This window comes from Conexibacter sp. CPCC 206217 (assembly GCF_030646165.1).
Lineage (GTDB): Bacteria > Actinomycetota > Thermoleophilia > Solirubrobacterales > Solirubrobacteraceae > Conexibacter.
In genome coordinates, this window is the sequence record NZ_JAUTDO010000002.1 from 398742 (window position 1) to 421699 (window position 22958).

24 protein-coding genes are annotated in these 22958 nt (G+C 71.7%); 19 read left to right on the forward strand and 5 right to left on the reverse strand.

The window, feature by feature from the left end; translation table 11 throughout:
* Positions 1–41: 41 nt before the first annotated feature.
* From Q7L65_RS06570 to Q7L65_RS06595, 6 genes are all read left to right on the forward strand, one after another.
* A complete protein-coding gene (locus Q7L65_RS06570; protein WP_304719615.1) occupies positions 42–974 on the forward strand; it encodes a sulfite exporter TauE/SafE family protein in 933 nt (310 codons plus the stop codon).
* On the forward strand, positions 971–1876 hold the full coding sequence (gene cysD / locus Q7L65_RS06575; RefSeq protein ID WP_304719616.1) for a sulfate adenylyltransferase subunit CysD: 906 nt from the start codon (positions 971–973) through the stop codon (positions 1874–1876). The genes Q7L65_RS06570 and cysD overlap by 4 nt, the downstream gene beginning before the upstream one ends.
* Before the next feature lie 17 nt (positions 1877–1893).
* Positions 1894–3183 carry a sulfate adenylyltransferase subunit 1 gene (locus tag Q7L65_RS06580; protein ID WP_304719618.1) on the forward strand — a complete coding sequence of 430 codons (1290 nt, stop codon included), beginning with the start codon at positions 1894–1896 and terminating at the stop codon, positions 3181–3183.
* 89 nt (positions 3184–3272) lie between these two features.
* Positions 3273–4271 carry a phosphatase PAP2 family protein gene (locus tag Q7L65_RS06585; RefSeq protein ID WP_304719620.1) on the forward strand — a complete coding sequence of 333 codons (999 nt, stop codon included), beginning with the start codon at positions 3273–3275 and terminating at the stop codon, positions 4269–4271.
* Positions 4272–4282: 11 nt separating this feature from the next.
* Positions 4283–6070, forward strand: coding sequence for an acetyl-CoA carboxylase biotin carboxylase subunit (locus Q7L65_RS06590; protein ID WP_304719622.1), 1788 nt, complete (start codon positions 4283–4285; stop codon positions 6068–6070).
* Between the two features lie 22 nt (positions 6071–6092).
* Positions 6093–6581 (forward strand): N-acetyltransferase, encoded by a 489-nt coding sequence (locus Q7L65_RS06595; protein WP_304719624.1) that lies wholly within the window; start codon positions 6093–6095, stop codon positions 6579–6581.
* Here Q7L65_RS06595 and Q7L65_RS06600 read toward each other — a convergent pair whose 3' ends face one another.
* Together Q7L65_RS06600 and Q7L65_RS06605 are read right to left on the reverse strand one after the other, a co-directional pair.
* Complete coding sequence (locus tag Q7L65_RS06600) at positions 6582–7376, reverse strand: MBL fold metallo-hydrolase (RefSeq protein ID WP_304719626.1); 795 nt, start codon at positions 7374–7376, stop codon at positions 6582–6584.
* Positions 7377–7391: 15 nt separating this feature from the next.
* Entirely contained in the window at positions 7392–8072 is a 681-nt protein-coding gene (locus Q7L65_RS06605; RefSeq protein WP_304719628.1) for an HAD-IA family hydrolase, read from the reverse strand.
* 84 nt (positions 8073–8156) lie between these two features.
* Here Q7L65_RS06605 and sucC point away from each other — a divergent pair, with 84 nt between their 5' ends.
* The 3 genes from sucC to Q7L65_RS06620 all read left to right on the forward strand — a co-directional run bounded on the left by sucC (position 8157) and on the right by Q7L65_RS06620 (position 11384).
* Complete coding sequence (gene sucC / locus Q7L65_RS06610; protein ID WP_304719630.1) at positions 8157–9311, forward strand: ADP-forming succinate--CoA ligase subunit beta; 1155 nt, start codon at positions 8157–8159, stop codon at positions 9309–9311.
* Positions 9308–10180 (forward strand): succinate--CoA ligase subunit alpha, encoded by an 873-nt coding sequence (sucD, locus tag Q7L65_RS06615; RefSeq protein ID WP_304719631.1) that lies wholly within the window; start codon positions 9308–9310, stop codon positions 10178–10180. The genes sucC and sucD overlap by 4 nt, the downstream gene beginning before the upstream one ends.
* Before the next feature lie 103 nt (positions 10181–10283).
* Complete coding sequence (locus tag Q7L65_RS06620; RefSeq protein ID WP_304719633.1) at positions 10284–11384, forward strand: PLP-dependent aminotransferase family protein; 1101 nt, start codon at positions 10284–10286, stop codon at positions 11382–11384.
* Positions 11385–11405: 21 nt separating this feature from the next.
* Here the strand turns inward: Q7L65_RS06620 and Q7L65_RS06625 are convergent, their stop codons facing one another.
* On the reverse strand, positions 11406–12128 hold the full coding sequence (locus Q7L65_RS06625) for a metal-dependent transcriptional regulator (RefSeq protein ID WP_304719636.1): 723 nt from the start codon (positions 12126–12128) through the stop codon (positions 11406–11408).
* A gap of 68 nt (positions 12129–12196) precedes the next feature.
* Here Q7L65_RS06625 and Q7L65_RS06630 point away from each other — a divergent pair, with 68 nt between their 5' ends.
* Entirely contained in the window at positions 12197–13000 is an 804-nt protein-coding gene (locus Q7L65_RS06630; protein ID WP_304719639.1) for an SDR family oxidoreductase, read from the forward strand.
* Positions 13001–13057: 57 nt separating this feature from the next.
* On the opposite strand, the gene Q7L65_RS06635 is transcribed toward Q7L65_RS06630, so the two are convergent.
* Positions 13058–13978 carry a LysR family transcriptional regulator gene (locus tag Q7L65_RS06635; RefSeq protein ID WP_304719640.1) on the reverse strand — a complete coding sequence of 307 codons (921 nt, stop codon included), beginning with the start codon at positions 13976–13978 and terminating at the stop codon, positions 13058–13060.
* A 71-nt stretch (positions 13979–14049) separates the two neighbouring features.
* On the opposite strand from Q7L65_RS06635, the gene Q7L65_RS06640 reads away from it, so the two are divergent.
* The 9 genes from Q7L65_RS06640 (at position 14050) to Q7L65_RS06680 (ending at position 22072) form a co-directional block, all read left to right on the forward strand.
* Positions 14050–15240, forward strand: a complete 1191-nt coding sequence (locus Q7L65_RS06640; protein ID WP_304719641.1) for a DMT family transporter — start codon at positions 14050–14052, stop codon at positions 15238–15240.
* Entirely contained in the window at positions 15167–16129 is a 963-nt protein-coding gene (locus tag Q7L65_RS06645) for an ATP-dependent DNA ligase (RefSeq protein WP_304719642.1), read from the forward strand. The genes Q7L65_RS06640 and Q7L65_RS06645 overlap by 74 nt, the downstream gene beginning before the upstream one ends.
* 142 nt (positions 16130–16271) lie before the next feature.
* Complete coding sequence (locus tag Q7L65_RS06650) at positions 16272–17765, forward strand: hypothetical protein (RefSeq protein WP_304719644.1); 1494 nt, start codon at positions 16272–16274, stop codon at positions 17763–17765.
* 193 nt (positions 17766–17958) lie between these two features.
* On the forward strand, positions 17959–18507 hold the full coding sequence (locus tag Q7L65_RS06655; protein WP_304719647.1) for a SipW-dependent-type signal peptide-containing protein: 549 nt from the start codon (positions 17959–17961) through the stop codon (positions 18505–18507).
* Positions 18476–19033, forward strand: a complete 558-nt coding sequence (locus tag Q7L65_RS06660) for a hypothetical protein (protein ID WP_304719649.1) — start codon at positions 18476–18478, stop codon at positions 19031–19033. The genes Q7L65_RS06655 and Q7L65_RS06660 overlap by 32 nt, the downstream gene beginning before the upstream one ends.
* A 3-nt stretch (positions 19034–19036) precedes the next feature.
* On the forward strand, positions 19037–19441 hold the full coding sequence (locus tag Q7L65_RS06665; RefSeq protein WP_304719651.1) for a hypothetical protein: 405 nt from the start codon (positions 19037–19039) through the stop codon (positions 19439–19441).
* A gap of 22 nt (positions 19442–19463) precedes the next feature.
* Positions 19464–20375 carry a glycerate kinase gene (locus Q7L65_RS06670; RefSeq protein ID WP_304719653.1) on the forward strand — a complete coding sequence of 304 codons (912 nt, stop codon included), beginning with the start codon at positions 19464–19466 and terminating at the stop codon, positions 20373–20375.
* A 79-nt stretch (positions 20376–20454) separates the two neighbouring features.
* Entirely contained in the window at positions 20455–20835 is a 381-nt protein-coding gene (locus tag Q7L65_RS06675; protein ID WP_304719655.1) for a hypothetical protein, read from the forward strand.
* Positions 20836–20944: 109 nt separating this feature from the next.
* Positions 20945–22072, forward strand: coding sequence for an NAD(P)H-dependent glycerol-3-phosphate dehydrogenase (locus Q7L65_RS06680; RefSeq protein WP_304719657.1), 1128 nt, complete (start codon positions 20945–20947; stop codon positions 22070–22072).
* A gap of 57 nt (positions 22073–22129) precedes the next feature.
* On the opposite strand, the gene Q7L65_RS06685 is transcribed toward Q7L65_RS06680, so the two are convergent.
* Positions 22130–22948 carry an HAD family hydrolase gene (locus tag Q7L65_RS06685; protein ID WP_304719659.1) on the reverse strand — a complete coding sequence of 273 codons (819 nt, stop codon included), beginning with the start codon at positions 22946–22948 and terminating at the stop codon, positions 22130–22132.
* Positions 22949–22958: the final 10 nt, after the last annotated feature.

The following is a 22958-nucleotide window of genomic DNA, read 5'->3' on the forward strand; positions in this document are numbered from 1 at the left end:
GGCCGGTTTCTCCGACCGGACAAGTGAAACACTGAGGCGCGATGGACTGGCCTCTCGTCATCGCGTTCGGGTTCGGCGTCGGGATGCTGGTCGGAATGACCGGCATCGGCGGCGGCTCGCTGATGACTCCCCTCTTGATTCTCGTGCTCGGAACCGCCCCCACAACCGCGATCGGCACCGACCTCGCCTACGCGGCCGTCACGAAGACGCTGGGCGGCTGGCGCCACTGGCGCCGCGGCTCGGTCGACATGACGATCGCGCTGTGGCTGGCGGTCGGCTCGATCCCCGGCGCGCTCGGCGGCGTCGAGGTGCTGCACCGATTGGAGAAGGCGCTCGGCGGCGACTCGTTCGACACCTTCCTGCTGACGGCGGTCGCCGGCGCCCTGTTCGTGACCGGCATCGCCGTGCTCGCGCGGGCCCTGTTCATGAGCAGCGGCGGCGAGCGCGTCACGGTCGAGCACTTCCAGACCCGCCACAAGGTCGCCGCGATCCTCGTCGGCGTCTCGGTCGGCTTCGTGCTCGGCCTCACCTCCGCCGGCAGCGGTGCGCTGATCGCCGTCGCGCTGATCATCATCTTCCGCCTGACGCCGATCCGCGTCGTCGGCACCGACGTCTTCCACGCCGCGCTGCTGCTGTGGGTCGCCTCGCTCGCGCACCTCTTCAGCGGCAACGTCGACCTGTTGCTGGCGGGCAATCTGCTGCTCGGATCGCTGCCCGGCGTGTGGATCGGATCGAACCTCGCGTTCAAGCTGCCGGAGAACGCGCTGCGGCCGACGCTGGGCATCGTTCTGCTGGCAGCAGGACTGGCGCTGCTGAAGAAAGCGGGCGCCGACATCCCCGTGTCTGTCATCTTCATAGGCCCGATCGCGGTCGCGATCGCCGCATACGCCCTTCATCGCACGCGTCAGCGTCGCGAGGAAGACCCTTCTCAACCCACTCTCACCACCGACACAACGGCAACGGAACAGGCATGACGTACGAGCTCTCACACCTGGACGCACTCGAAGCCGAGGCGATCCACATCATGCGCGAGGTCGCCGCCGAGCTTGAGCGGCCGGTCCTGCTCTTCTCGGGCGGCAAGGACTCGATCGTGCTGCTGCGGCTGGCGGAGAAGGCGTTCCGTCCGGGCCGCTTCCCGTTCCCGGTGATGCACGTCGACACGGGTCACAACTTCCCCGAAGTGACCGAGTACCGCGACCGTCGCATCGAGGAGATCGGCGAGCGGCTGATCGTCGCCTCCGTGCAGGAGTCGATCGACAAGGGCCGCGTCGTCGAGGACACCGGCCCGCGCGCCTCGCGCAACCGGCTGCAGACGGTGACGCTGCTGGACGCGATCGAGGAGCACGGCTTCGACGCCGCCTTCGGCGGCGCCCGCCGCGACGAGGAGCGCGCCCGCGCGAAGGAGCGGATCTTCTCCTTCCGCGACGACTTCGGCCAGTGGGACCCGAAGGCGCAGCGCCCGGAGCTGTGGTCGCTCTACAACGGCCGCGTGCGCAAGGGCGAGCACGTGCGCGTCTTCCCGATCTCGAACTGGACCGAGCTCGACGTCTGGCAGTACATCGAGCGCGAGGAGCTCGAGCTGCCGTCGATCTACTTCGCGCACGAGCGCGAGGTCTTCGCGCGCGACGGCATGCTGTACGCCGCCTTCGACTTCATGGAGCGGTTCGAGCACGAGACCGTCTTCACCGAGACGGTGCGCTACCGCACCGTCGGCGACATCACCTGTACCGGCGCGGTCCAGTCGACCGCCGCCACCCTGGAGACGGTCGTCGCGGAGATCGCCGCGACGAACATCACCGAACGAGGCCAGACGCGCGCGGACGACCGCGTGACGGAGGCCGCGATGGAAGATCGCAAGCGAGAGGGTTACTTCTAATGGCAGTCACGGCGACCATGAACGGACGCCCCCACGGCGAGGACACCAGCACGACGGAGCTGCTGCGGTTCGCGACGGCGGGTTCGGTCGACGACGGCAAGAGCACCCTGATCGGCCGGCTGCTGCACGACGCGAAGTCGATCCTCGCCGACCAGCTCGCGCACGTGAAGGAGACGAGCGAGCGGCGCGGCGACGGCGAGCTGAACCTCGCGCTGCTGACCGACGGCCTGCGCGCCGAGCGCGAGCAGGGCATCACGATCGACGTCGCCTACCGCTCGTTCCAGACCGACAGACGCCGCTTCATCATCGCCGACTGCCCGGGCCACGAGCAGTACACGCGCAACATGGTGACGGGTGCCTCGACGGCCGACCTCTCGCTCGTGCTCGTCGACGCCCGCAACGGCCTCGTCAGACAGTCGCGCCGCCACGCCGCGATCTCGGCGCTGCTGCGCACCCCGCACCTCGTCGTCTGCGTCAACAAGATGGACCTCGTCGACTACGACGAGGCGATCTTCGACGCGATCGTGGCCGACTTCAAGCAGTGGTCGGCGCAACTGGACGGCTTCCGCGAGGTCACCTTCATCCCGATCTCCGCGCTGAAGGGCGACAACGTCGTCGACGCCTCCACGAACATGCCGTGGTACACCGGCGAGCCGCTGCTGCACCACCTCGAGACCGTCGAGATATCGGGCGACCGCAACCTCGACGACTGGCGCTTCCCGGTCCAGTGGGTCGTGCGCCCGCAGAACGACGAGCGCCACCACGACTACCGCGGCTACAGCGGCACCGTCGCCGGCGGCGTGCTGACGCCGGGCGAGGAGGTCGTCGTGCTGCCGTCCGGGCGCACGACCAGACTCGCCGCGATCGACACGATCGACGGCCCGCTCGACGTCGCCTTCCCGCCGCAGTCGGTCACGCTGCTGCTGGAGGACGACCTCGACGTCTCGCGCGGCGACCTGATCGCGCGCCCGTCGGACGCGCCGACGGTCGCGCGCGAACTGGAGGCGGTCGTCTGCTGGATGGCCGACCGGCCGCTGCAGCCGGGCGGCAGATACGCGATCAAGCACACCACGCGCGCGGCGCGCGCGGTCGTCGACTCGATCGACTGGCGCCTCAACGTCGAGTCGCTCGACCGCGAGGAGGCCGAGGGCGGCCTGTCGCTGAACGAGATCGGCCACGTCAAGCTGCGCCTCAGCGCGCCGCTCGCGTTCGACTCCTACGAGCGCAACCGCGACACCGGCAGCTTCATCCTGATCGACGAGGCGACCAACGACACCGTCGGCGCCGGGATGATCGTCACGCCGTAAGACGGAGCCTCAGCGCGAGTCCCGGGGCGTCGCGAAGCGGCGTCCCGCGGTCGTGGAACTCGCGATGCGCAGCACGCTATGGTCGCGCGATGCAGTGGAACTTCGTTCCGGCAGCGACCACCACCCGCAACCCGTTTCGAAGCGGGTCCAGATGGATGCGCCTGGCCCGCGTCGTCGTACCGACGATCTGGGTGCTCGCGACGATCTGGTTCGTCGCGTTCGAGGGGTTGCCGCTGACGCGCGACTGGATCGCCGCGTGGGTCGTGCTCGGCCTGCTCGCGTTCTCGCTCGGCGACCTCGGCGGCTGGTTCAGAGGCGTCGTCTTCGACTGGCTGCCGTTCTTCGGAATACTCGCGCTCTACGACCTGCTGCGCGGCGCCGCCGACGGGCTCGTCTTCAGACCGTTCTTCCTGCCGCAGATCGACGTCGACGAGTTCCTCTTCTTCGGGACGGTGCCGACCGTCTGGCTGCAGGACCATCTGTACACGCGCGGCACGCTGCCGTGGTACGGCGTGATCGCCTGGACGGTGTACATGTCGCACTTCTTCGCGACGCCGCTGTTGGCGGGAATCCTCTGGAAGCTCGACCGGATGCGCTTCCGCCGCTACGCCGCCTGCGTCGCGGTGCTGTCGCTGCTGGGCTTCGCGACCTACGCGCTGTTCCCCGCGGCGCCGCCGTGGATGGCGGGCGAGGCGGGCCTGATCCCGCACACCGTGCGCGTGATCCCCGAGATCTGGGGACAGCTCGGCTTCGCGCCAAGATTCGGCCTCGTCGGGACGGGCTACGAGTACGCCAACGACGTCGCGGCCGTCCCCTCCCTGCACGCCGCCTTCTCGCTGCTGATCTCGCTGGAGCTCTGGCAGAACGCTCGTCGCTGGTACCTCCGCGCCGTCTTGGTCGCCTATCCCCTCACGATGGCGTTCGCGCTCGTCTACAGCGGCGAGCACTATGTCGCCGACGTGCTGCTCGGCTGGCTCTACGCCGTCGTCACCGTCTGGGGCGTGCGCAAGGCGTTCGCGCGCTGGGTTGTCCGGCACCACAAGGAACCGGCCGTGACATCGGGGTCCTTTTCCACGACCAGCGACTAACCTTCCGCCGCGTGTTCTCGAAGATTCTGATCGCCAATCGCGGCGAGATCGCCGTCCGCGTCATCCGCGCGTGCGAAGAGCTGGGCATCGGCTCCGTCGCCGTCTACTCGGAGCTGGACCGCGACGCCCTGCACGTCAAGCGCGCCGACGAGGCGTACCTGATCGGCCCCGGCCCGGCCGCGGAGTCCTACCTCAGAGTCGACAAGATCCTCGCGGTGGCGAAGAGATCCGGCGCCGAGGCGATCCACCCCGGCTACGGCTTCCTGGCCGAGAACGCCGCCTTCGCCGCCGCCTGCGAGGAGGCGGGGATCACCTTCATCGGGCCGCCCGCAGCCGCGATCGACGCGATGGGCTCCAAGACCGCCGCGCGCGATCTGATGCAGAAGGCCGGCGTGCCGATCGTGCCCGGCACGACCGAGCCGGTCAAGGACGTCAAGGCGGCGCGCAAGATCATCGAGAGAACGATCGGCTTCCCGGTCGCCGTCAAGGCGGCGGGCGGCGGCGGCGGCAAGGGCTTCCGCGTCGCGCTGACCGACGACGAGCTGGAGGCGGCCTTCGAGGGCGCCGCGCGCGAAGGCGAGAAGTTCTTCTCCGACGCGACCGTCTACCTCGAGCGCTACCTGCCGGACCCGCGCCACGTCGAGGTGCAGGTGCTGGCCGACCGTCACGGCAACGTGATCCACCTCGGCGAGCGCGACTGCTCGATCCAGCGCCGCCACCAGAAGCTGATCGAGGAGTCGCCCGCGCCGGCCGTCGACGCCGAGCTGCGCGCGAAGATCGGCAAGATCGCGACCGACGCCGCGGCGGCGGTGCACTACGTCGGCGCCGGCACGATCGAGGGCCTGCTGCAGGACGGCGAGTACTACTTCCTCGAGATGAACACGCGCGTGCAGGTCGAGCACTGCGTGACCGAGATGGTGACGGGGATCGACATCGTCAAAGAGGGCATCCGCGCCGCCGCCGGCGAGCCGCTGTCGATCACGCAGGACGACGTCGAGCTGCGCGGCCACGCGATCGAGTGCCGCATCAACGCCGAGGACGCCTCGCGCAACTTCGCCCCCGCGCCGGGCAGAATCGGCGCGTACAAGGAGCCCTCGGGCCCCGGCGTGCGCGTCGACTCGGGCGTCGGCGCCGGCGGCGAGGTGTCGCCGATGTACGACCCGATGGTCGCGAAGCTGATCGTCTGGGACGTCGACCGCGAGTCCGCCACGAGACGGATGCTGCGTGCGCTGGCGGAGTACGAGATCGGCGAGCTGAAGACGCTGCTGCCGTTCCACACCGCGCTCCTCTCGACCCGTCAGTGGGGCGACGCGGAGACCTGCCGCGACCTCGTCGAGGATCGCAAGTGGCTCAGAACGCTCGCGTTTCCGCCGCCCACGCCGAGCGACGACGAGGACGACCCGAAGGTCGAGCAGACCTACACCGTCGAGGTCTCCGGCCGCCGCTTCGACGTCAGAGTGATCGGCGCGCCGTTCGCGGGCGGCGGCGCCGTCGTCGCGCACAACGGCGCCGGCCCGGGCGCGAAGAGACCGCGGCGCGAGCGCAAGAGCGGCGCTGCCGGCGGCGGCGCCGACACGCTGCCCTCGCCGATGCAGGGCAACATGTGGAGAGTCAAGGTCAGACAGGGCGACAGCGTGACCGAGGGGCAGCTGCTCTGCATCATCGAGGCGATGAAGATGGAGAACGAGATCACCGCCCACAAGGCGGGCGTGATCGCCGAGATCCCGATCACCGAGGGCGCGTCGATCAGCGCCGGCGACACGATCGCCGTCATCAGATCCCCGGCAGCGGCCGAGTAGCCGCCGCCGGGACGCGACCAACGTGAGCGACGCCGCTCCCCACGTCTGGCGCGCGACGCCGCACGAGGCCGAGACGGTCGCCGAGCTGCTCGTCGAGTTCCGCGATCACATCGGCCGCGACTGGCCCTCCGACAACGCGTTCCACGCGGGCGTCGAGCGGATGCTGGAGCGCAACGAGGCCGACTTCCTGCTCGCCTCCGCCGCCGACGGCGCCCCGGCCGCCGGCGTCTGCCAGCTGCGCTTCGGCTTCAACCTCTGGCGCGCGGGGACGGAATGCGTGCTGGAGGACCTGTTCGTGCGCGAGCGCGCACGCCGCGAGGGCCTCGGCGCCGCGCTGGTGACCGCGGCGCTGGAGCGGGCGCGCGAACGCAACAGCCGCTGGATCGAGCTGGACGCCTACGAGGACAACGCGCCCGCGATCGCGCTCTACGAGCGCTTCGGCTTCGTCCTCGGCCGCTCCGGCGGACGCCGCGAGATCGTCCTCGCGCGCTCGCTGGACGACCCGCGCTAGCTAGACCGCTCTGCCCTCTCGCAGCAGCGAGAGGTTGTACTGGTGCAGGTTCTTCTGCGCGGTCGTGCGGCGGGCGAGCGGGAGCGGGGCTCTGTCGGGATCCTCGCCGCGCAGGCCTTCCAGGTATGCGACGTCCTCGCGCAGGATCGCCGCGGCGCGGGCGCCGTCGAGCGGCTCGCCGTGGCCCGGCACGACGACGTCGGCCTGCGTCAGCAGCGGGCCGAACCGTCTCAGCGTCGCGAGGTAGTTGTCGATCGAAGCCCCGGGCGACAGCTCCGGGATCGCGTGCGAGGAGAGGTAGTCGCCGACGACCAGCACGCGCGCCCACGGGATCCAGACGGCGGTGCCGTCCGCCGTGTGGCCGTCGGCCGGGTGCAGCTCCAGCTCCTGTTCGCCGACGGCGCAGTAGCCGGGCACCGGCAGCGCCTGCACGCCCGGCAGCGACAGCGGGCTGGGGCGGTCGACGTAGTACTCCTCGTCGAACGCGCGCAGCTCGCGCGCGGCGGCGCCGGGCTCGGCCGTCAGCCGTGCGGCGGTCGTCTCGCCGCAGCCGATCGCGGCCTCCGGGAAGGCGTAGCGGCCGAGCAGGTGGTCCCAGTCGGCGTGCGTCGCCAGCAGGCCGGTGATCGGGAAGCCGGCCTGGTCCATCAGCGCCGGCAGGATCTCCAGCTCGTCCGGCAGGATCGGCGAGTCGATCAGGAACGCCTCGTCGCCGCTGCGGACGGCCGTCGCGGTCGTCTTCCAGATCCGGCTCGTGACGACGATCACGTCCGCGTGGACGGCGACGGCCTTCATCGTGCGCGGCTCAGCTCAGTCGCCGGCGAGCAGTCTGAACGCCTCGCGCAGGTTCGAGACCTCCGCGTCAGGCTTCTTCTGCCCGCTCTCGAGCGCGACTCTGTCGCGGTTGACCCAGACGACGGGGATTCTCGCTCTGAGGCACGGCTCGACGTCCGTCACGTAGCTGGAGCCGACGTGGACCCAGCCTCTCTTGCCGCCGACGCGCCGCTCGCACTCCTTGAAGTGCGCGGGGTCCGGCTTGTACGAGCGCACCTGCTGCGCCGTCACGACGAGGTCGAAGTCGAGCGGGATGTGGCGCCGCGTCTGGCCGAGCAGCTTGTCGTCGATGTTCGAGATCAGGCCGGTTCTGAACAGCTTCGCGAATCTCGCGAGCGTCGGGTTGGCCTCTCTGAACGCGGGCCAGCGCTGGACCGAGTCGGGCAGGAAACCCGAGCGCGAGGGCTCCAGGCCCCAGCCCAGCTCCTCCGAGGTTCTGACCGCGGTGCGCCGCAGCACCTCCGCGTAGAGCTCGTACGAGCCGGCCTCGATCTCCTGCTGTATCGAGTGGAACAGCGGGATGAGGGCGTCGCGGTCGATCGTGAAGCCGTCACGCTTCGCCTCTCTGGCGAAAGCGTCGTAGGCGCCCGTATCCCAGTCGATCAGGGTGCCGTAGACGTCGAACGTAACGAATGTGACATTTCTGGGAATCGCCATTGGCCCGGCATTATGCCTGCTCGGGTGAGGTTCGCGCTTCCTGGGGGCGGTTTCTGCTAGCGCGGAGTAGAGTCCGCGAGCGCTATGGACCTGCTCGAATATCAGGGCAAGCAGCTTTTCGCCCGTCACGGAATCCCGGTCCCTTCCGGGAAGCCCGCCTCAACGGTCGAAGTGGCCGTCGCGGCGGCTGATGAAATTGGATATCCCTGCGTCGTGAAGGCGCAAGTGCTGATCGGCGGCCGCGGTAAGGCCGGCGGCGTGAAACTCGCGAAGGACAGAGCGGAGGCGACGCAGTACGCCACCGACATCCTCGGGATGGACATCAAGGGCTTCACGGTCCATGAGGTCTGGATCGAGGCTGCCTCTGACATCGCCGAGGAGTACTACGCCTCGATCGTCTTCGACCGCGCCGCCAAGGCGCCCCTCGTCATGCTCTCCACACAGGGCGGCATGGACATCGAGGAAGTGGCCGAGAAGACGCCGGATGCGCTTGCGAGACTTCACGTCGACCCGCTGCTGGGCTTTCAGGACTTCCACGGCCGCAAGCTGGCGTTCGCCGCCGGCATCCCGGCCGACCTGATCCGTCCTGTCGGAGCGATGCTCGCAAAGCTCTACACGACGTTCGTCGCCGAAGAGGCGATGCTGATCGAGGTCAACCCGCTGATCGTCACGCCGGAGCGCGAGGTGCGTGCGCTCGACGCGAAGGTCACGCTCGACGACAACTCGCTCTACCGCCACGCCGACAACGCGGCGTTGCGCGATCCCTCCGCGGAGGATCCGCAGGAGCAGATGGCGCACGAGCGCGGGCTCACGTACGTGAAGCTCGACGGCGACATCGGGATCCTCGGCAACGGCGCCGGGCTCGTGATGTCGACGCTCGACGTCGTCGCCCAGGCGGGCGGCGCGCCGGCGAACTTCCTCGATGCGGGCGGCGGCTCGAAGTCGGAGGCGATCGTCAGCGCCGTCGAGGTGATCCTGTCCGACGAGAAGGTCAGAGCCGTCCTCTTCAACATCTTCGGCGGCATCACCCGCTGCGACGAGGTGGCGAAGGGCCTGATCGAGGCGTACGCGGTGATCAGACCGACGGTCCCGTTCGTCGTGCGCCTCGACGGCACCAACGACGTCGAGGGCCGGCGGCTGCTGGCCGAGGCTGACCTGCCGGGCGTCGCCACCGCGGCGACGATGAACGAGGCGGCCGAACTGGTCGTCGAGCGCGCGAAGACCGGAGTCGCAGCATGAGCGTCCTCGTCGACAACGACACCCGCCTCGTCGTCACCGGCATCACCGGCCGCGAGGGCACGTTCCACGCGACCAACAACAAGCGCTACGGCACGCAGGTCGTGGCGGGCGTGACGCCCGGCAAGGGCGGCCAGGACGTCGACGGGATCCCCGTCTTCAACACGGTCGCGGAGTCGGTCGAGAAGGCCGGCGCGAACACGGCGATGATCTTCGTCCCGCCGCGCTTCGCCGCCGACTCGATCCTCGAGGCCGCGGACGCCGGCGTCAGACTGATCATCGCGATCACCGAGGGCATCCCGGCACACGACGAGCTGCGCGTCTACACGCAGCTCAGACGCAACGCGGACGTGCGCCTGATCGGCCCGAACTGCCCGGGCATCCTGTCGCCGGGCAAGGCGAGCGTCGGCATCATCCCGGCGTCGTTCTTCAAGCCGGGCAACGTCGGCGTCGTGTCGCGCTCCGGCACGCTGACCTACCAGATCGGCAACGAGCTGGCCCAGCGCGGCTTCGGCAACTCCTCGATCGTCGGCATCGGCGGCGACCCGGTCCCGGGCTCGTCGTTCATCGACATCATCGAGCTGTTCGAGGCCGATCCGGAGACCGAGATCATCGTCATGTCCGGCGAGATCGGCGGCTCTGCCGAGGAGGAGGCGGCCGAGTACATCGCGGCGCACGTCACCAAGCCGGTCGTCGCCTACATCGCCGGCTTCACGGCGCCGCCCGGCAAGACGATGGGCCACGCCGGCGCGATCGTCTCCGGCAACGCGGGCACGGCGAGAGCCAAGGCCCAGGCCCTCGAGGCCAAGGGCGTGCGCGTCGGTCGCACTCCCACCGAGACCGCCGAGATCGCGATGGAGATCCTGGGCTGAGGGGCGCCTCCCCGCCGCTCGGACACGCGCAGCGCCCCTCCAGGGGCGCTGCGTCGTTAACACGGGGGTTACGTCGCCGGACGGCATTGCGTACCCTGGGCTGATGGCCTCCGAACCCGCTCCGATCTCCTTCGCACGCGGCGCTCCGTCGCTCGACATCATCGACGTCGAGGGCCTGCGCGCCGCGGCCGACCGCGCCTTCGCGGACGACCCCGCCGGAACCTTCTCGTACGGCACGTCGGTCGGCTACAGACCGCTGCGCGCCTGGATCGCGGAGCAGCACGGCGTCGCGCAGGAGAACGTGATCGTCACGAACGGGTCGATGCAGGCCGACGCGTTCCTGTTCGAGGCGCTCGTCGAGCCCGACGACGTCGTGATCGTCGAGCGGCCGACGTACGACCGCACGCTGCTGTCGCTGCGCTCGCGCGGGGGCGACCTGCGCCCGGTCGCGATGCAGGAGGACGGGATCGACGTGAGCGGCGTGCAGGCGCTGATCGCCGACGGCGTCAAGCCGCGGATAGCGCACCTGATCCCGAACTTCCAGAACCCCGCCGGCTACACGCTCTCGCTGCCCAAGCGCGAGGCGCTCGTCGAGCTGGCGAAGGCCAACGGCTTCGTGATCTTCGAGGACGACCCGTACGTCGAGCTGCGCTTCAGCGGCGAGACGCTGCCGACGATGCTGTCGATGGCGCAGGACGACCAGGTCGTCTACGCCTCCTCGTTCTCCAAGACCGTCTGCCCCGGCATCCGGGTCGGTTACCTCGTCGGCCCGGAGAAGCTGATCTCGCGGATCGCGAAGCTGGCGACGAACACCTACATCTCGCCGAACATGGTGGCGCAGTCGATCGTCAACACGTTCTGCCGCGACGGCTCCTACGAGCGCTCGATCGAGACCGTCAAGGTCGCGCTGAAGGAGCGCGCCGACGCGCTCTGCGACGCGCTCGCCGAGCAGCTGCCGGAGGCCCGCTTCGTCCGTCCCGAGGGCGGCTACTTCCTCTGGGTCGAGATGCCGGAGGGCTTCGACGCCGACGCGCTCTTCAAGGCCGCCGCCGAGCGCGGCGTCGCGATCGTGAAGGGCACGGACTTCCTGATCGAGGGCGGCGAGAACGCCTTCCGCCTCGCCTACTCCGGCGTCAGCGTCGAGCAGATCCGCGAGGGCGTCACGCGGCTCGCCGAAGCAGCCAACTCCCTGCCGGTCGCCTGAGCGGTTCGCTCAGGCGGCCGGCTAGCGGCCGTAGCGATTTGCTCCGAGCACGAGCTGCTCGGCGGGGATCGCGGTGCGGGCGGGCGGCGACGGGTCGGCTCTGACGGTGACCGTCTCGGCGACGCTGCGCGTGAGCGTGTGCTCGGAGCCGTCGGCGTCGGCCCGGACCGTGACGTGCTCGTCGTCGCTGGCGACGACGGTGCCCTGCAGGCCCGGTTCGACGCCCGCGTCCATCAGATAGTGCAGGACGTCCTCGGCCTCGTTCTCCAGCCGCAGGATCAGCACGCTGGCGCCGATCTCGCAGTCGGACAGCGGCACGCCGGAGATCCGCTCGCCGACCTTGATCGGGTGGCCGTGCGGGCAGGTCGTCGCGTCGGCGACCGATGCGCGCACGTACGCCTCGAAGCGCGGCGTCATCGCGTGCTCCAGCCGCTCGGCCTCCTCGTGCACGTCGTCCCACGGGACGCCGACGACGTCGGTCAGGAAGCGCTCGATCAGGCGGTGGCGGCTGGTGACCTCCTCCGCCTCCCTGCGCCCCTGGTCGGTGAACGAGATCGACTTGTCTCTCGCGCGGGTGATGTAGCCGTCGCGTTCCAGCCGGCCGATCATCTCGTGGACCGTCGGCGCCGACAGCTGCATCGCGCGCGCGAGGTTCGCGCCGGTCATCGGCAGGTTCGCCTCGAACAGCCAGAAGAGCATCTGGAGGTACTCCTCCTCCGCGACCGTCACGTGCTCATGGGACACGCGCACTCCCCTTTCCGGCTGTCTCTGACTGACCCATGCCCATGATCGTATTGACTACGCTGGCGCGCGTGGAGGTCACGACCGGAACACGCGCACTCGTCACCGGCGCGTCCAGCGGCATCGGCCGTGCGCTCGCGCAGAAGCTGGCGCAGCGCGGCGCCCGCGTCGGGCTGGCGGCGCGGTCGGTGGATCAGCTGGAGTCGTTGGCGGCGGAGCTGCCGGGCGGACCCCATCTCGTCCTCCCCTGCGACGTCGCTGTCCGCGCGGACGTCGAGACTGCCGTCGCGCGGTTCGTCGCCCAGACCGGCGGCGGGATCGAGCTGGTGGTCGCGAACGCGGGTATCGCCCACTACGGCCCGTTCCGCGAACTGGCGCCGGAGCTGGTCGAGCGGATGACGCAGGTCAACTGGCTCGGGACCGTCTGGACGGTGCGCGCGGCGCTGGAGCCGATGGTCGCCGCCGGCCGCGGCCACGTCGTGATCGTCTCCTCCGGCGCAGCCCAGCGATCGTTCCCCGACGCCGCCGTCTACGGCGCGACGAAGGCCGCCCAGCGCGCGTTCGGCGAGGCGCTGCGACACGAGCTGGACGGCACGGGCGTCTCGCTGACGGTCGCCTACCCCGGCGAGATCGCGACCTCGCTGCACGACCATGAGAAGGCGACGATGCCGGTCTGGTACCACGGCGACGCGAGAGCGTCTCCGCCGGACGAGCTCGCCGACGCGATCCTCGACGCAGTCGCAAGAGACCGCCGCGCCGTCGCGTACCCGCGCGTCGTCGGCCTGCTCGGCGTCGCGCACGGCATCTCCCCGCGCCTCGCCGACACCGTCCTGCGCCGCCTGCGCGGCCCGAGCGCGGCGCCGCGGCGGGACTGAGCGACGGACACGGCAGGTTCGGTGTCGTCACACGACACCAAACCTGCCGTGTCCTCCTCAGCGCGCCGCCGCGCGCCGCTCCTGCATGTCGGCGAGCTGGCGCTCGGCCAGCGCTATCAGCTCTCGCGTGGCGGGCGAGAGGATCGCGTCGCGGCGGGTGATGAAGGCGAACGTCTCGTTCAGCGGCGGGTCGAACGGGACCCATCTGAGCGCACTCGGCAGCGCGCCGCGGCGCAGCGAGATCGAGGCCGAGATGACGGTGTCGCCGAGCCCGCGCGCGGCCAGGTCGAGCGCGTTGACGACCTCCTCGACCTCGATCGCCGGGTCCAGCCGCACGCCGGCGCGTTGGGCGCGCTCCAACAGCGCGCGACGGGTCGGGTCCTCCCAGCCCCAGCGCGCGTCGTAGAGGATCAGCGGCACGCCCGCGAGCAGCTCGATCGCGACCGGCCGCGCGACGCGCGACGGCTCGGCGCTGACGTAGACGATCTCGTCTTCCATCGCGGGGCGCACGTCGAGCCCGGCGTCGTCGATCGGCAGCACGATCAGGCCGGCCTCGATCCGCCCCTCGCGGACCTCGTCGGCGACCTCGGCCGAGTTGGAGCCGACGACGCGCAGGCGCACGTCCGGATGGCGGCGGCGGAAGGTCGCCACGACGTTGCCGATCAGCCACGTCGGCGCGTCGCCGAACGTGCCGAAGGTCGCGGTGCCGGCGCGCAGCTCGCGCACGCCCGCGACCGACTCCGCCGCGTGCGCGGCCGCCTCCAGCGTGCGCTCGGCCTCCGGGCGCAGCGCGCGGCCGGCCTCCGTCAGCGCGAGTCTGCGGCCGGCGCGCACGAACAGCGCCACGCCCAGCTCCGCCTCCAGCCGCCGGATCTGCTCCGACAGCGACGGCTGCGCCATGTAGAGCGCGTCGGCGGCCGCGCTGAAGGTGCCGTGCTCGATCGCCGCGAGGAAGTACTGGAGCTGCTGCAGAGTCAAAGGTAAAACCTATGGATAGTGAAGTACATCAAGGGTAACGCAGTTCTTTACGCACGCCTAAGGTGGTCCGCGTGAACGTTTTCCCGCACATCAGCCGCGAGCGCCAGGGCCTCGTCCTGTGCCTCCTCGCCGCGCTCGGCTTCGGCACGATGGCCGTCTTCGCGAAGCTCGCGTACGCCGCCGGCGCAAGCGTGCTGACGCTGCTGTCGATCCGCTTCGTGATCGGCGCCGCGCTGCTGTGGGGCTTCGCCGCCTATCGCGGCGTCGCGCGCATCACGCAGCCGCGCGCGGCATTCGGCGCGCTCGGCCTCGGCCTCTTCCTCTATGCCGCCGAGTCCGGCCTCTACGCGGGCGCGCTGACGCGCATCGACGCCTCGCTCGGCGAGCTGTTGCTGTTCAGCTACCCCGCGATCGTCGTCGTGGCCGCGATCCTGCTGCGGCGCGAGTCGCCGTCGCGCCGCCGCATCGGCGCGGTCGTGATCGCGACCAGCGGCGTCGCGCTGGTGCTGGCCGGCGGCTCGACCGGCGCGATCGACCCCGCCGGGGTCGCGCTCGCGCTCGGCGCAGCCGTCATCTACGCGACCTACGTGCTGAGCGCCGACGGGCTTGGCGGCAAGCTGCACCCGCTCACCTTCTCCGCGCTCGTCTGCTCCGGCGCGGCGATCTCCTTCACGATCGCGGGCACGGCGTCCGGCTCGATCGACGTCGGCGCGCTGCAGCCGAGCGCCTGGGTGTGGATCGCCCTGATCGCCGTCGGCTCGACCGCCGTCGCGATGACGGCGTTCATAGCCGGCGTCGAGCGCCTCGGCGCCAGCCGCACCTCGATCATGTCGGCACTGGACCCGGTCGTCGCGATCGTCGCGGGCGGGATCGCCTTCGGCGAGCGGCTCGGCCCGATCCAGATCGTCGGCGCGCTGCTCGTCGTCACCGCAGTGCTGGTGCTGCAGATGCGCGGGGTCGCAGAGCTGCGGCGCGGTGCGCGGGCTGGCGTGGTCGCGGCTGGCGCGGCAGGCGGCCGCGCGGGGCGAGGCGCGCGAGCCGGCGTCGTCGCCGCCGGCGGCGGCCTGATCGCGCCGATGCGGCGCATCCGCGGCGCGCACACGGGGCGCGAATCCGCGGTCTCCGCGCGCACCGCCGCACGCGCCGACGGCTGCGAAGAGCCGATCGTGCCGATACCATCGCGCGACCGTGGCGCTTCCGCTCAGCCCGCCCCTCAGCCCTCAGCTGGCTCGCTCGCGCTCGTCACTTCCGAGCGGCAGTAGCTGGGTCTTCGAGCCGAAGTTCGACGGCTTCCGCGCGATCGCGTTCGTCGACGGTGACGTGGTGCTGCTGCTGTCGCGCGGCGGCAGACCGCTGGAGCGTTACTTCCCCGAGCTGAAGTTCCCGCCCGGCCGCTACGTCGTCGACGGCGAGATCGTGATCGAGGGCGACGACGGCCGCCAGGATTTCGACCTGCTGTCGCAGCGGATCCACCCGGCCGCGTCGCGGATCGAGCGGCTGTCGCAGGAGACGCCGGCGCACTACATCGCCTTCGACCTGCTCGCCGACGATGACGACGTGCTGCTGGAGCGGCCGTTCGGCGAACGGCGCGCCGCGCTGGAGGCGCTGCGGGCGCGGCTGCCGGACGCTCCCGACCCGCTGACGCTGACGCCGCTGGTGCGGACCACCGCCGAGGCGGAAGGATGGCTGCGCAGTGCCGAGGGCGTCGTCGCGAAGGAGTTGGAGGCGCCCTACAAGCCCGGCGAACGCGCCGGCATGGCGAAGATCAAGCGCGTGCGCACGATCGACTGCGTACTGGTCGGCTGGCGCCCCGGCAAGGAGGAGCGCACCGTCGGCTCGCTGATCCTCGGCCTCTACAACGACGAGGGCGAGCTGCGCGTCGTCGGCCACACGTCGTCGTTGAGAGCGGCGGAGAGACGCGAGCTGGTCGACAGACTGGCGCCGTTTCAGAGCGGCGAGCGCGGCTCCGCCGATCCCAGCCGCTGGAAGAACGACAAGGACCTCGAGTGGGTCGGGCTGCGGCCGGAGCTGGTCGTAGAGGTCAGCTTCGACCACGTCGCCGGCGGACGCATACGTCACGGCGCGAAGCTGAAGCGCTGGCGCGACGACAAGCCGCCCGCCGAGTGCGGCGTCGCGCAGCTCGACGACTGACGCGCGGGGCTCGACGCGCGGCGCCGGCACGGGCAGGCGGCGCCGGCAGGCGGCGCGAGCGCGGGCGGGCGGCGCGGATCGCCGGCAGCCGCTTCACGCTGCGATCACCGACCGGGGCGAGCGGCGCGTTAGCATTTGGCGCGTGAGCGTGCGCGCGTGCCAGCTCGGTCTGCGGATCGCCGCGGGGGCGTTCATCGCCGTCGCGTTCATGCTGCCGATCGGCGCCGCCGCGGCGCAGGCGGAGGTCCGTCACGCGAATCTGCTCGACCCGCCCGACCCTGCCGTCACGTTCGACATGAGCGCGCTCGACGTCACGTTCGACCGCGCGGCGAGCACGCTGACGGTCGAGCTCGACCTGCACCAGCCGCTGCCGGCGCTGCTGCCCAGCCCCGACCAGCAGGTGACGATCGCGCTCGGCGAGCACGCGACGGCGACCGCCGACGCCGGCTGCCGGCTCGAGCCGCCCGAGAGCACCGGCGACGTGCGGCTGACGATCGCCGCGGGCCCGCTCGGCGACGCGCTCGTCGCGACCGCGACGGTGGCTCCGAACGGCGATCCGCTCCTGCTGCCGGTCGCTCTGTCGCCCGATCGCTCGCGACTGTCGCTGACGCTGCGCGATCCGCTGCTGGCGCAGGCGCAGCCACGTTGTGTGGAGGCACGGGCACATGGGCTCGTCGCGGATCTGCCACTCGCGCCGAGCGACCCGGCGCAACCGCCGGCCGACGACCTGCTCAGCGGCTGGTTCGACGGGTACGCGCCGGCCGAGCCGGGCGAACCCAGAGGCCCGGGTGACCCGGATCCGGGGCCGTCCGGCGACCAGCCGCCCTCCCCCGCGCCTCCGGCCCCGCCGAGCGTCGGCGCGTCGCCGCCCGCGCCCACCAGCCCCACAGTCGCCACCAGATCCGACGTCGCCCGCGCCTGCCGCACGATCGCGACGCCCGCGCTGACGTGGCGCGAGTTCCCACGCGAGCTGGCAGTGCGCGCGACCGCGACGGTGCCGGTGCAGGCGCGCAGAGACCGGCGCGTCGAGGACGTCGTCGCGACGGTCACGACCTTCCGCGCGGGGGCGCAGGTCGGCGAGCCCGCCCGGATCGCGCTGCCCGCGCGCGGCTACGCGCTGCAGTTGCGCGCGCCCGCCCGCACCGGTCGCCTCACCGTGGCGCTGGCGTGGGTCGAGCGGCGCGGCAGCGGCGCCGGAACGCCGTGCCCGCAGCGCTCCGACCCACACGAGACGACGGTCGTGCAGCCGCTGGAGCCGCGGCTTCAGCTCGCGCGCGACCCGGACCGGTTGTCGCTCGCCTGGGGTGCCCGCGGGCGCGACTGCCATGCGCTGCAACGGCGCGCGCTCGACGTGCAGGTCGAGGGGCTCGGCTACACCCGCAGCTACCGCGTGACGGAGCCGTGCGCCGGCTGGGGCGCACCGGGCGCGGCGCTGCCGGACATCGCCGCGCGACGCGCGGGCGCGGCGCTGCGGCTGACGCCGCGCGGCGAGGACAGCGGCAGCTGGAGCTACAGGATGACGGCGCGCACGGGCGCGCGCGTGCTGCTGCAGGGGCTGCTGGTCGTGACCGTCGGCAGACGCGACGGAGCCGTCTGGCGGACGATCCGCTTCGTGCCGGATCGTCCGCCTCATTGATCGACCTTCTTTCTGTAATGTGAGCCGCACGGGGCACATACCGCTCGGCGCCAGGCGGCGATCCCCATTACACGATTGTAAGGTAGATCAAACCTGACTATTGCTTGCTCGTAGTCTGACTACTTTCAAGTTTCTCGATCAGTTGTCGATACCACCCCTGGTTCAGTCCCACTGACATTCGGGAGGTGTCGGAATGAAGTTCCCCTCGTCGCGCCGCGTGCGGGCGTTGCTTGCGATCGGTCCGCTCGTCGGACTCTCATGGCTGGGTGCGTACGCCGCGTTCACCGACTCCGTCGACGTGACGACGAGCTTCTCGACCGGCACGATCGCGATCAGAGCGAACGACCAGACGGGCACCGTCGCGTTCACCTCGCTGACGACGACCGGGATGATCCCCGGCACCGTCAGATACGCGCCGCTGAGAATCACCAACAGCGGCACGTCAGACTTCGACTACGCGATGAGCACCGCGGTGACGGGCAGCGCGCCGCTGGCGAGCGCGCTCACGATCGGGATCAAGACCGTCACCAGCGCGACCTGCACCGCGACGGAGTACAACGCGTCGAGAACGGTCGTCTACGCCGAAGCGGCAGAGCTCGGCAGCGCAGCGATCGCCTCACGTCCGCTGGCGGCAGCCGCCAGCGAGTTCCTCTGCTACCGCGTGGAGCTGCCCAGCGGCGCCGCCAACTCGCTGCAGGGCCTGACGTCGAATGCGACGTTCACCTTCACCGCAACCAGCTGACCAGCGGCAGCTGCGGCGCGGGCTGCTGCGCACGCTCAGCTGGGGGTTCGCGCTGTTCGGCGCGGCGTGCATCGCCGCGACCGTGCTCGGGATGACGGTCGGCGCGACGCCGCTGGTGATCAAGACCGGCTCGATGCGGCCCGAGCTGCCGGTCGGCACCGTCGCGATTGTGCGCCCAGTCGCCGCGACGACGGTCAGAGTCGGCGAGGTCGTCGCCGTGCGCCGCAGCGACGGCAGGCGCATCATGCACCGCGTGCAGTCGCTCAGAGCGGCCGGCGGCGGGGCCGTGACGCTGGTCGTGAAGGGCGACCGCAACAGAACCGCCGACCCGCCGCTGACCGTCAGCAGGGTGGAGCGCCCGCTCGCGGTCGTGCCGTGGCTGGGCGCGCCGATCGGCTGGCTCGACAACCCCTGGATGCAGTACTGGCTCGGCGTCCTCACGAGCGCGATCGCGCTGGCATGGTTCTTCGAGCGCCGACGCGGAGGGAGCGGGCGGGCCGCTGCGCCGGCGCGGAAGGCGTCCTGAGCGATGGGGGCGCGTCGGCGCACCGGTCTGCTCGGCGCGATCGTCGCGGCCGCGCTGTGGGCGGCCGTTCCCGCCGCCGCCGCGTTCCTCGCGTCGGTCGCGGCGACCGCGGCCTTCTCCGCCTACACGGTGCCGGCGCCGGCCAACGTCAGATGCGCCGGGCTGGGGTTGCTGAGCGGAGCGATCGTGTGGGACGCGGTCACGCCGCCGGCCGGCGCGACCGTCTCCTACGACGTGACCCGGCCGGACGCGAGAGTCGTCAACACGAGCGCCACCAGCTACACGTTGCCGGCGATCTCGCTGATAGGCGCCTACAGAGTCCAGACGAGACTGTCGGCGGGCGGCTGGAGATCGACCGCGGTCACCGTGACGGTGACGAACGTCGCCGGCATCTACATATGCGGGTGACGCCTCGTAGGATCTCGGGCCGATGTCCGGACCGATCCTCGTCGCCCCCGCCCCGTTTCGCGCCGCCGGGCTGCGCGCCACGCAGGTCGCCGCGGCGCTCGGACGCGGTCTGGAGGCCGGCGGCCGGGAGGTCGACCTGTGCCCGCTCGCCGACGGCGGCGCCGGCACGCTCGAGATCCTGCTGCCGCGGCTGGCGGGCGAGACCGCGGCCGTCGAGGTCGGCGGCAGACGGGTCGGGATCGGTCTGATCGAGGACGGCGGCACCGCGATCGTGGAATTGGGGAGCGTGTTGGGCGAGAGCCGCGGCGCGGGCGCGGGCGGTGGCAGCAGCAGCGCGCGTGCGGGCGAAGGCGACGGCAGCGCACGCGCGGGTGGCGCTGGCGAGGCTGCGTCGAGCGCCCCCGCCGGTGAGCTGCTGCTGGCTGCCGCGGCGACCGGCGCCGAGGTCCTGCTCGTCGGGGCGGGCGACGTGGCGGCCGGCGACGGCGGCGAGGGGTGCGTCGAGGTGATCGCGTCGGGCGGCGGGATCGATGCGCGGATCGTCGTGCTGTGCGACGTGCGCACGCCCGCGGGCGGTGTCGCCTGGGGCGCAACCGGCGGCGGGATCGCAGGCGCGCTGGCGCAGGCGTGCGACGCGCAGCCGGAGTCGGGCGCCTCGTTCGTGCTCGACGTGCTCGACGGCGACGCGCGCATGCGGGCGGCGCGAGCGATCGTCGTCGGCGAGGGGCTGCTCGACCTGCACACGCTCGCGGGCAAGGCGCCGGGCGAACTGGCGACGCGCGCGCGGCAGAGCGGCGTGCCGTGCTTCGCGGTCGTCGGAAGCCGCACGCTCGACGCGTTCGGCGGGCGGATCCTCGATCTTCAAGCGGTGCTGGAAGCATCGACGCTGGACGCGCTGGAGCAGGCCGGCAAGCGCCTGGCGGAATTGGTCTAGTCGCCGGCTCCCGCCCAGGCGCATCTCGCGTCGTCGGGCCGCTGACGCGAGCGACCTGGCCGCCGCTAGGCTGCGGGTCGTGGGACTGTTCAAACGCAAGCCGAATCCTGAGAAGGAACTGGCATCCGCGCTCGCGCGCCGCGGCGTCGCCGGTCGCGCGACGGTCGTCGAGCTGCGCGCGACGGGCGCGACGCGCGACGAGGCCGCCAGAGAGATCGAGTTCACGCTCGACCTCGCGCTGCCGGACGGGACGACCGTACGCACCGTCCACCGCCAGTACATGAACCGCTTCACGCTGCACGGCCTCGCGCCCGGCGAGCCCGCGCGCGTGATGTACGACCGCGACGATCCGCAGACGGTGATGGTCAGAGGCCACCCCCGCTTCCGCACCGACGTCGTCGCCGGCGAGATCGTGATCGTCGAGGTGCAGGATCTGGATGCGCCGACCTCCGCCGGCTGAGCGGCGGCGCCCGCACTGCACCGCCGGCGAGCGGGCTCGGCGCAAGCTCACTGTCACGTGCGGCGCGAACGTGCGGCGCGCGCGGCCGGAGCGCTAGGCTCGCCGCTCCGTGCCGCCGCTTCCCCGCCCCCAGATCCCCGTCCCGCCCGCGTTGCGACGCGCGGTGGTGATCGGCGCGGGGTCGTTCGGGACCGCGGTCGCGGTGCTGCTGGCGCGCGGCGGGCTGCGCACCACCTTGCAGACGCGCACGCCGGAGCAGGCCGAGACGCTGCAGGCCGCGCGCGAGAACAGCGCGTACCTGCCCGGCGTCGAGCTGCCGCGGGAGCTGCGCGTCGAGCCGGCCTCGGCAGGGCTCGGGCGGGCGGAGTTCGTCTTCCTCGCGATCCCTTCGGCGCAGCTGGAGCCCGTCATGGCCGGGCTGGAATCGGCCGGCCTCAGCCGCCGCGCCTCGATCGTCTCGCTCACGAAGGGCCTCGTCCCGCCCGCCGGGACCGCGCCGACGGTGCTGCTGCGCGAGCGCTTCGGCGCGCAGCGGGTCGCCTGCGTCGGCGGGCCGGCGCACGCGCAGGAGATGGTGCGCGAGGGCGCCGGGCTCGTCGCCGCCGCGACCGACGAGGCGCTCGCGCGACTGATCGCGTCGGTCTTCATCCGCGCCGGGGTCGTCTGCGAGCAGTCCAACGACCCGGTCGGCGTCGAGCTGGCCGGCGCGGCCAAGAACGCCGCCGCGCTCGCCGCGGGCGCGACCGAGTCGCAGGGCCTTAACGCCGCCGGCGCCGCCGCCGGCCACATCTTCGCGGAGGTCTGGCGCTACGCCGAGCGCCAGGGCGCGCGGCCGGAGTCGATGATCGGCCTCGCCGGCACCGGCGACCTCGTCGCGACCGCGCTCGCGCCGCAGAGCCGCAACCGCCGCGCCGGCGAGCTGCTCGCGCAGGGCGTGCCGGCGAGCGAGATCCCGGCGCGGATCGGCCAGGCGGTCGAGGCGCTGGAGTCGGTCCCGCTGCTGGCCCACGCGCTCGCGCGCGCCGGCGTCGAGGCCCCCGTCACGAGCGCGCTGGCGCAGCTGATCGCGGGCGAGCTGCCGCTGAGCGAATGGGTCGCGCTGGTGCGCGCGACCGTCCCCCCGCCCGCCCGCTGGCGCCCGGCGAGAGCGGTCCCCCGCGGCGCGCTCGGGCGCGCCGCGACGAGGGTGCGCGGGTGGTTCAGACGCGGTGAGGACCTGCGGGGAGCGGCGGAGTAGCGACGCGCAGGCTGCCGGGCGGCGTGCGCGCAGGCCAGTGCGGCGGCGCCGTCCAGCTCAGCCGCGCCGCTGCGCCAACGTCGTGACGACCGCCTCGTAGACGCCCTCGCCGTTGCGGCCCTCGGCGATGCGGACGTTGGGTCTGCCCTTGATCGCCTCGCGCAGGGTCGGGTCCTTCTCCAGCGCGTTGGCGACGAGCCAGAAGGTGCCGACGGCGGCGGCGGCGCCGAGGTCCTCGCGCGAGTCGCCGACGGCGATGCACTCCTCGGACGTGTAGCCGCGGATCTGCATGTGGCGCGCGACCGCCGCCGCCTTCGAGGCCGATCTCGGAACCAGGTGATAGGCGCGCACCTGCTCCAGGCCGGCGAGCGCGTCGGAGCGCGAGTGGACGGTGCCGTTGTCGACCAGACGCAGGTCGTCGTGGCCGTTGGCGCTCAGCAGCGCGTCGACCTCGAACGCGTCGACGAGGCCGCGGAAGAGGTGCGAGACCTCGCGGTCGACGTGCCATGGCGCGTGGTACTCGAGCTGGCCGGGGAAGCGCTCCAGCAGCAGCGCAGGCGCGCCGCGGTCCTCGATCTGCTGGTGGATCGTGATGCCGTCGCGCGGCTCCAGTCCGCCCGTGAGCCACTCCAGCTCGCCGTCGACGACGAGGCCCGAGCCGGCCTCGAAGATGTACGCCGAGTGGCCGAGCAGGCGCGCGTCCTCTCTCACCTGCGTCTCGCGCCGACCGGTGTAGATGACGACCTCGACGCCGGCGCGGTGGCACGCCTCCAGCGCGCGCACCGCGGCGGTCGAGAAGTTCCCGTCGGCGTCGCTCAGGAGCGACGCGCCGCGGCCCAGCAGGGTTCCGTCGAGGTCGACGTAGAGACAGCGCATGGCGGGGATT

Coding starts and splice junctions, on each gene's coding strand:
- sucC (WP_304719630.1), top strand. CDS start 8,157: ATGGACCTGCTCGAATATCAGGGCAAGCAGCTTTTCGCCCGTCACGGA.
- Q7L65_RS06580 (WP_304719618.1), top strand. CDS start 1,894: ATGAACGGACGCCCCCACGGCGAGGACACCAGCACGACGGAGCTGCTG.
- Q7L65_RS06685 (WP_304719659.1), bottom strand. CDS start 22,948: ATGCGCTGTCTCTACGTCGACCTCGACGGAACCCTGCTGGGCCGCGGC.
- Q7L65_RS06670 (WP_304719653.1), top strand. CDS start 19,464: ATGTCCGGACCGATCCTCGTCGCCCCCGCCCCGTTTCGCGCCGCCGGG.
- cysD (WP_304719616.1), top strand. CDS start 971: ATGACGTACGAGCTCTCACACCTGGACGCACTCGAAGCCGAGGCGATC.
- sucD (WP_304719631.1), top strand. CDS start 9,308: ATGAGCGTCCTCGTCGACAACGACACCCGCCTCGTCGTCACCGGCATC.
- Q7L65_RS06605 (WP_304719628.1), bottom strand. CDS start 8,072: ATGGCGATTCCCAGAAATGTCACATTCGTTACGTTCGACGTCTACGGC.
- Q7L65_RS06570 (WP_304719615.1), top strand. CDS start 42: ATGGACTGGCCTCTCGTCATCGCGTTCGGGTTCGGCGTCGGGATGCTG.
- Q7L65_RS06655 (WP_304719647.1), top strand. CDS start 17,959: ATGAAGTTCCCCTCGTCGCGCCGCGTGCGGGCGTTGCTTGCGATCGGT.
- Q7L65_RS06660 (WP_304719649.1), top strand. CDS start 18,476: ATGCGACGTTCACCTTCACCGCAACCAGCTGACCAGCGGCAGCTGCGG.
- Q7L65_RS06600 (WP_304719626.1), bottom strand. CDS start 7,376: ATGAAGGCCGTCGCCGTCCACGCGGACGTGATCGTCGTCACGAGCCGG.
- Q7L65_RS06665 (WP_304719651.1), top strand. CDS start 19,037: ATGGGGGCGCGTCGGCGCACCGGTCTGCTCGGCGCGATCGTCGCGGCC.
- Q7L65_RS06585 (WP_304719620.1), top strand. CDS start 3,273: ATGCAGTGGAACTTCGTTCCGGCAGCGACCACCACCCGCAACCCGTTT.
- Q7L65_RS06620 (WP_304719633.1), top strand. CDS start 10,284: ATGGCCTCCGAACCCGCTCCGATCTCCTTCGCACGCGGCGCTCCGTCG.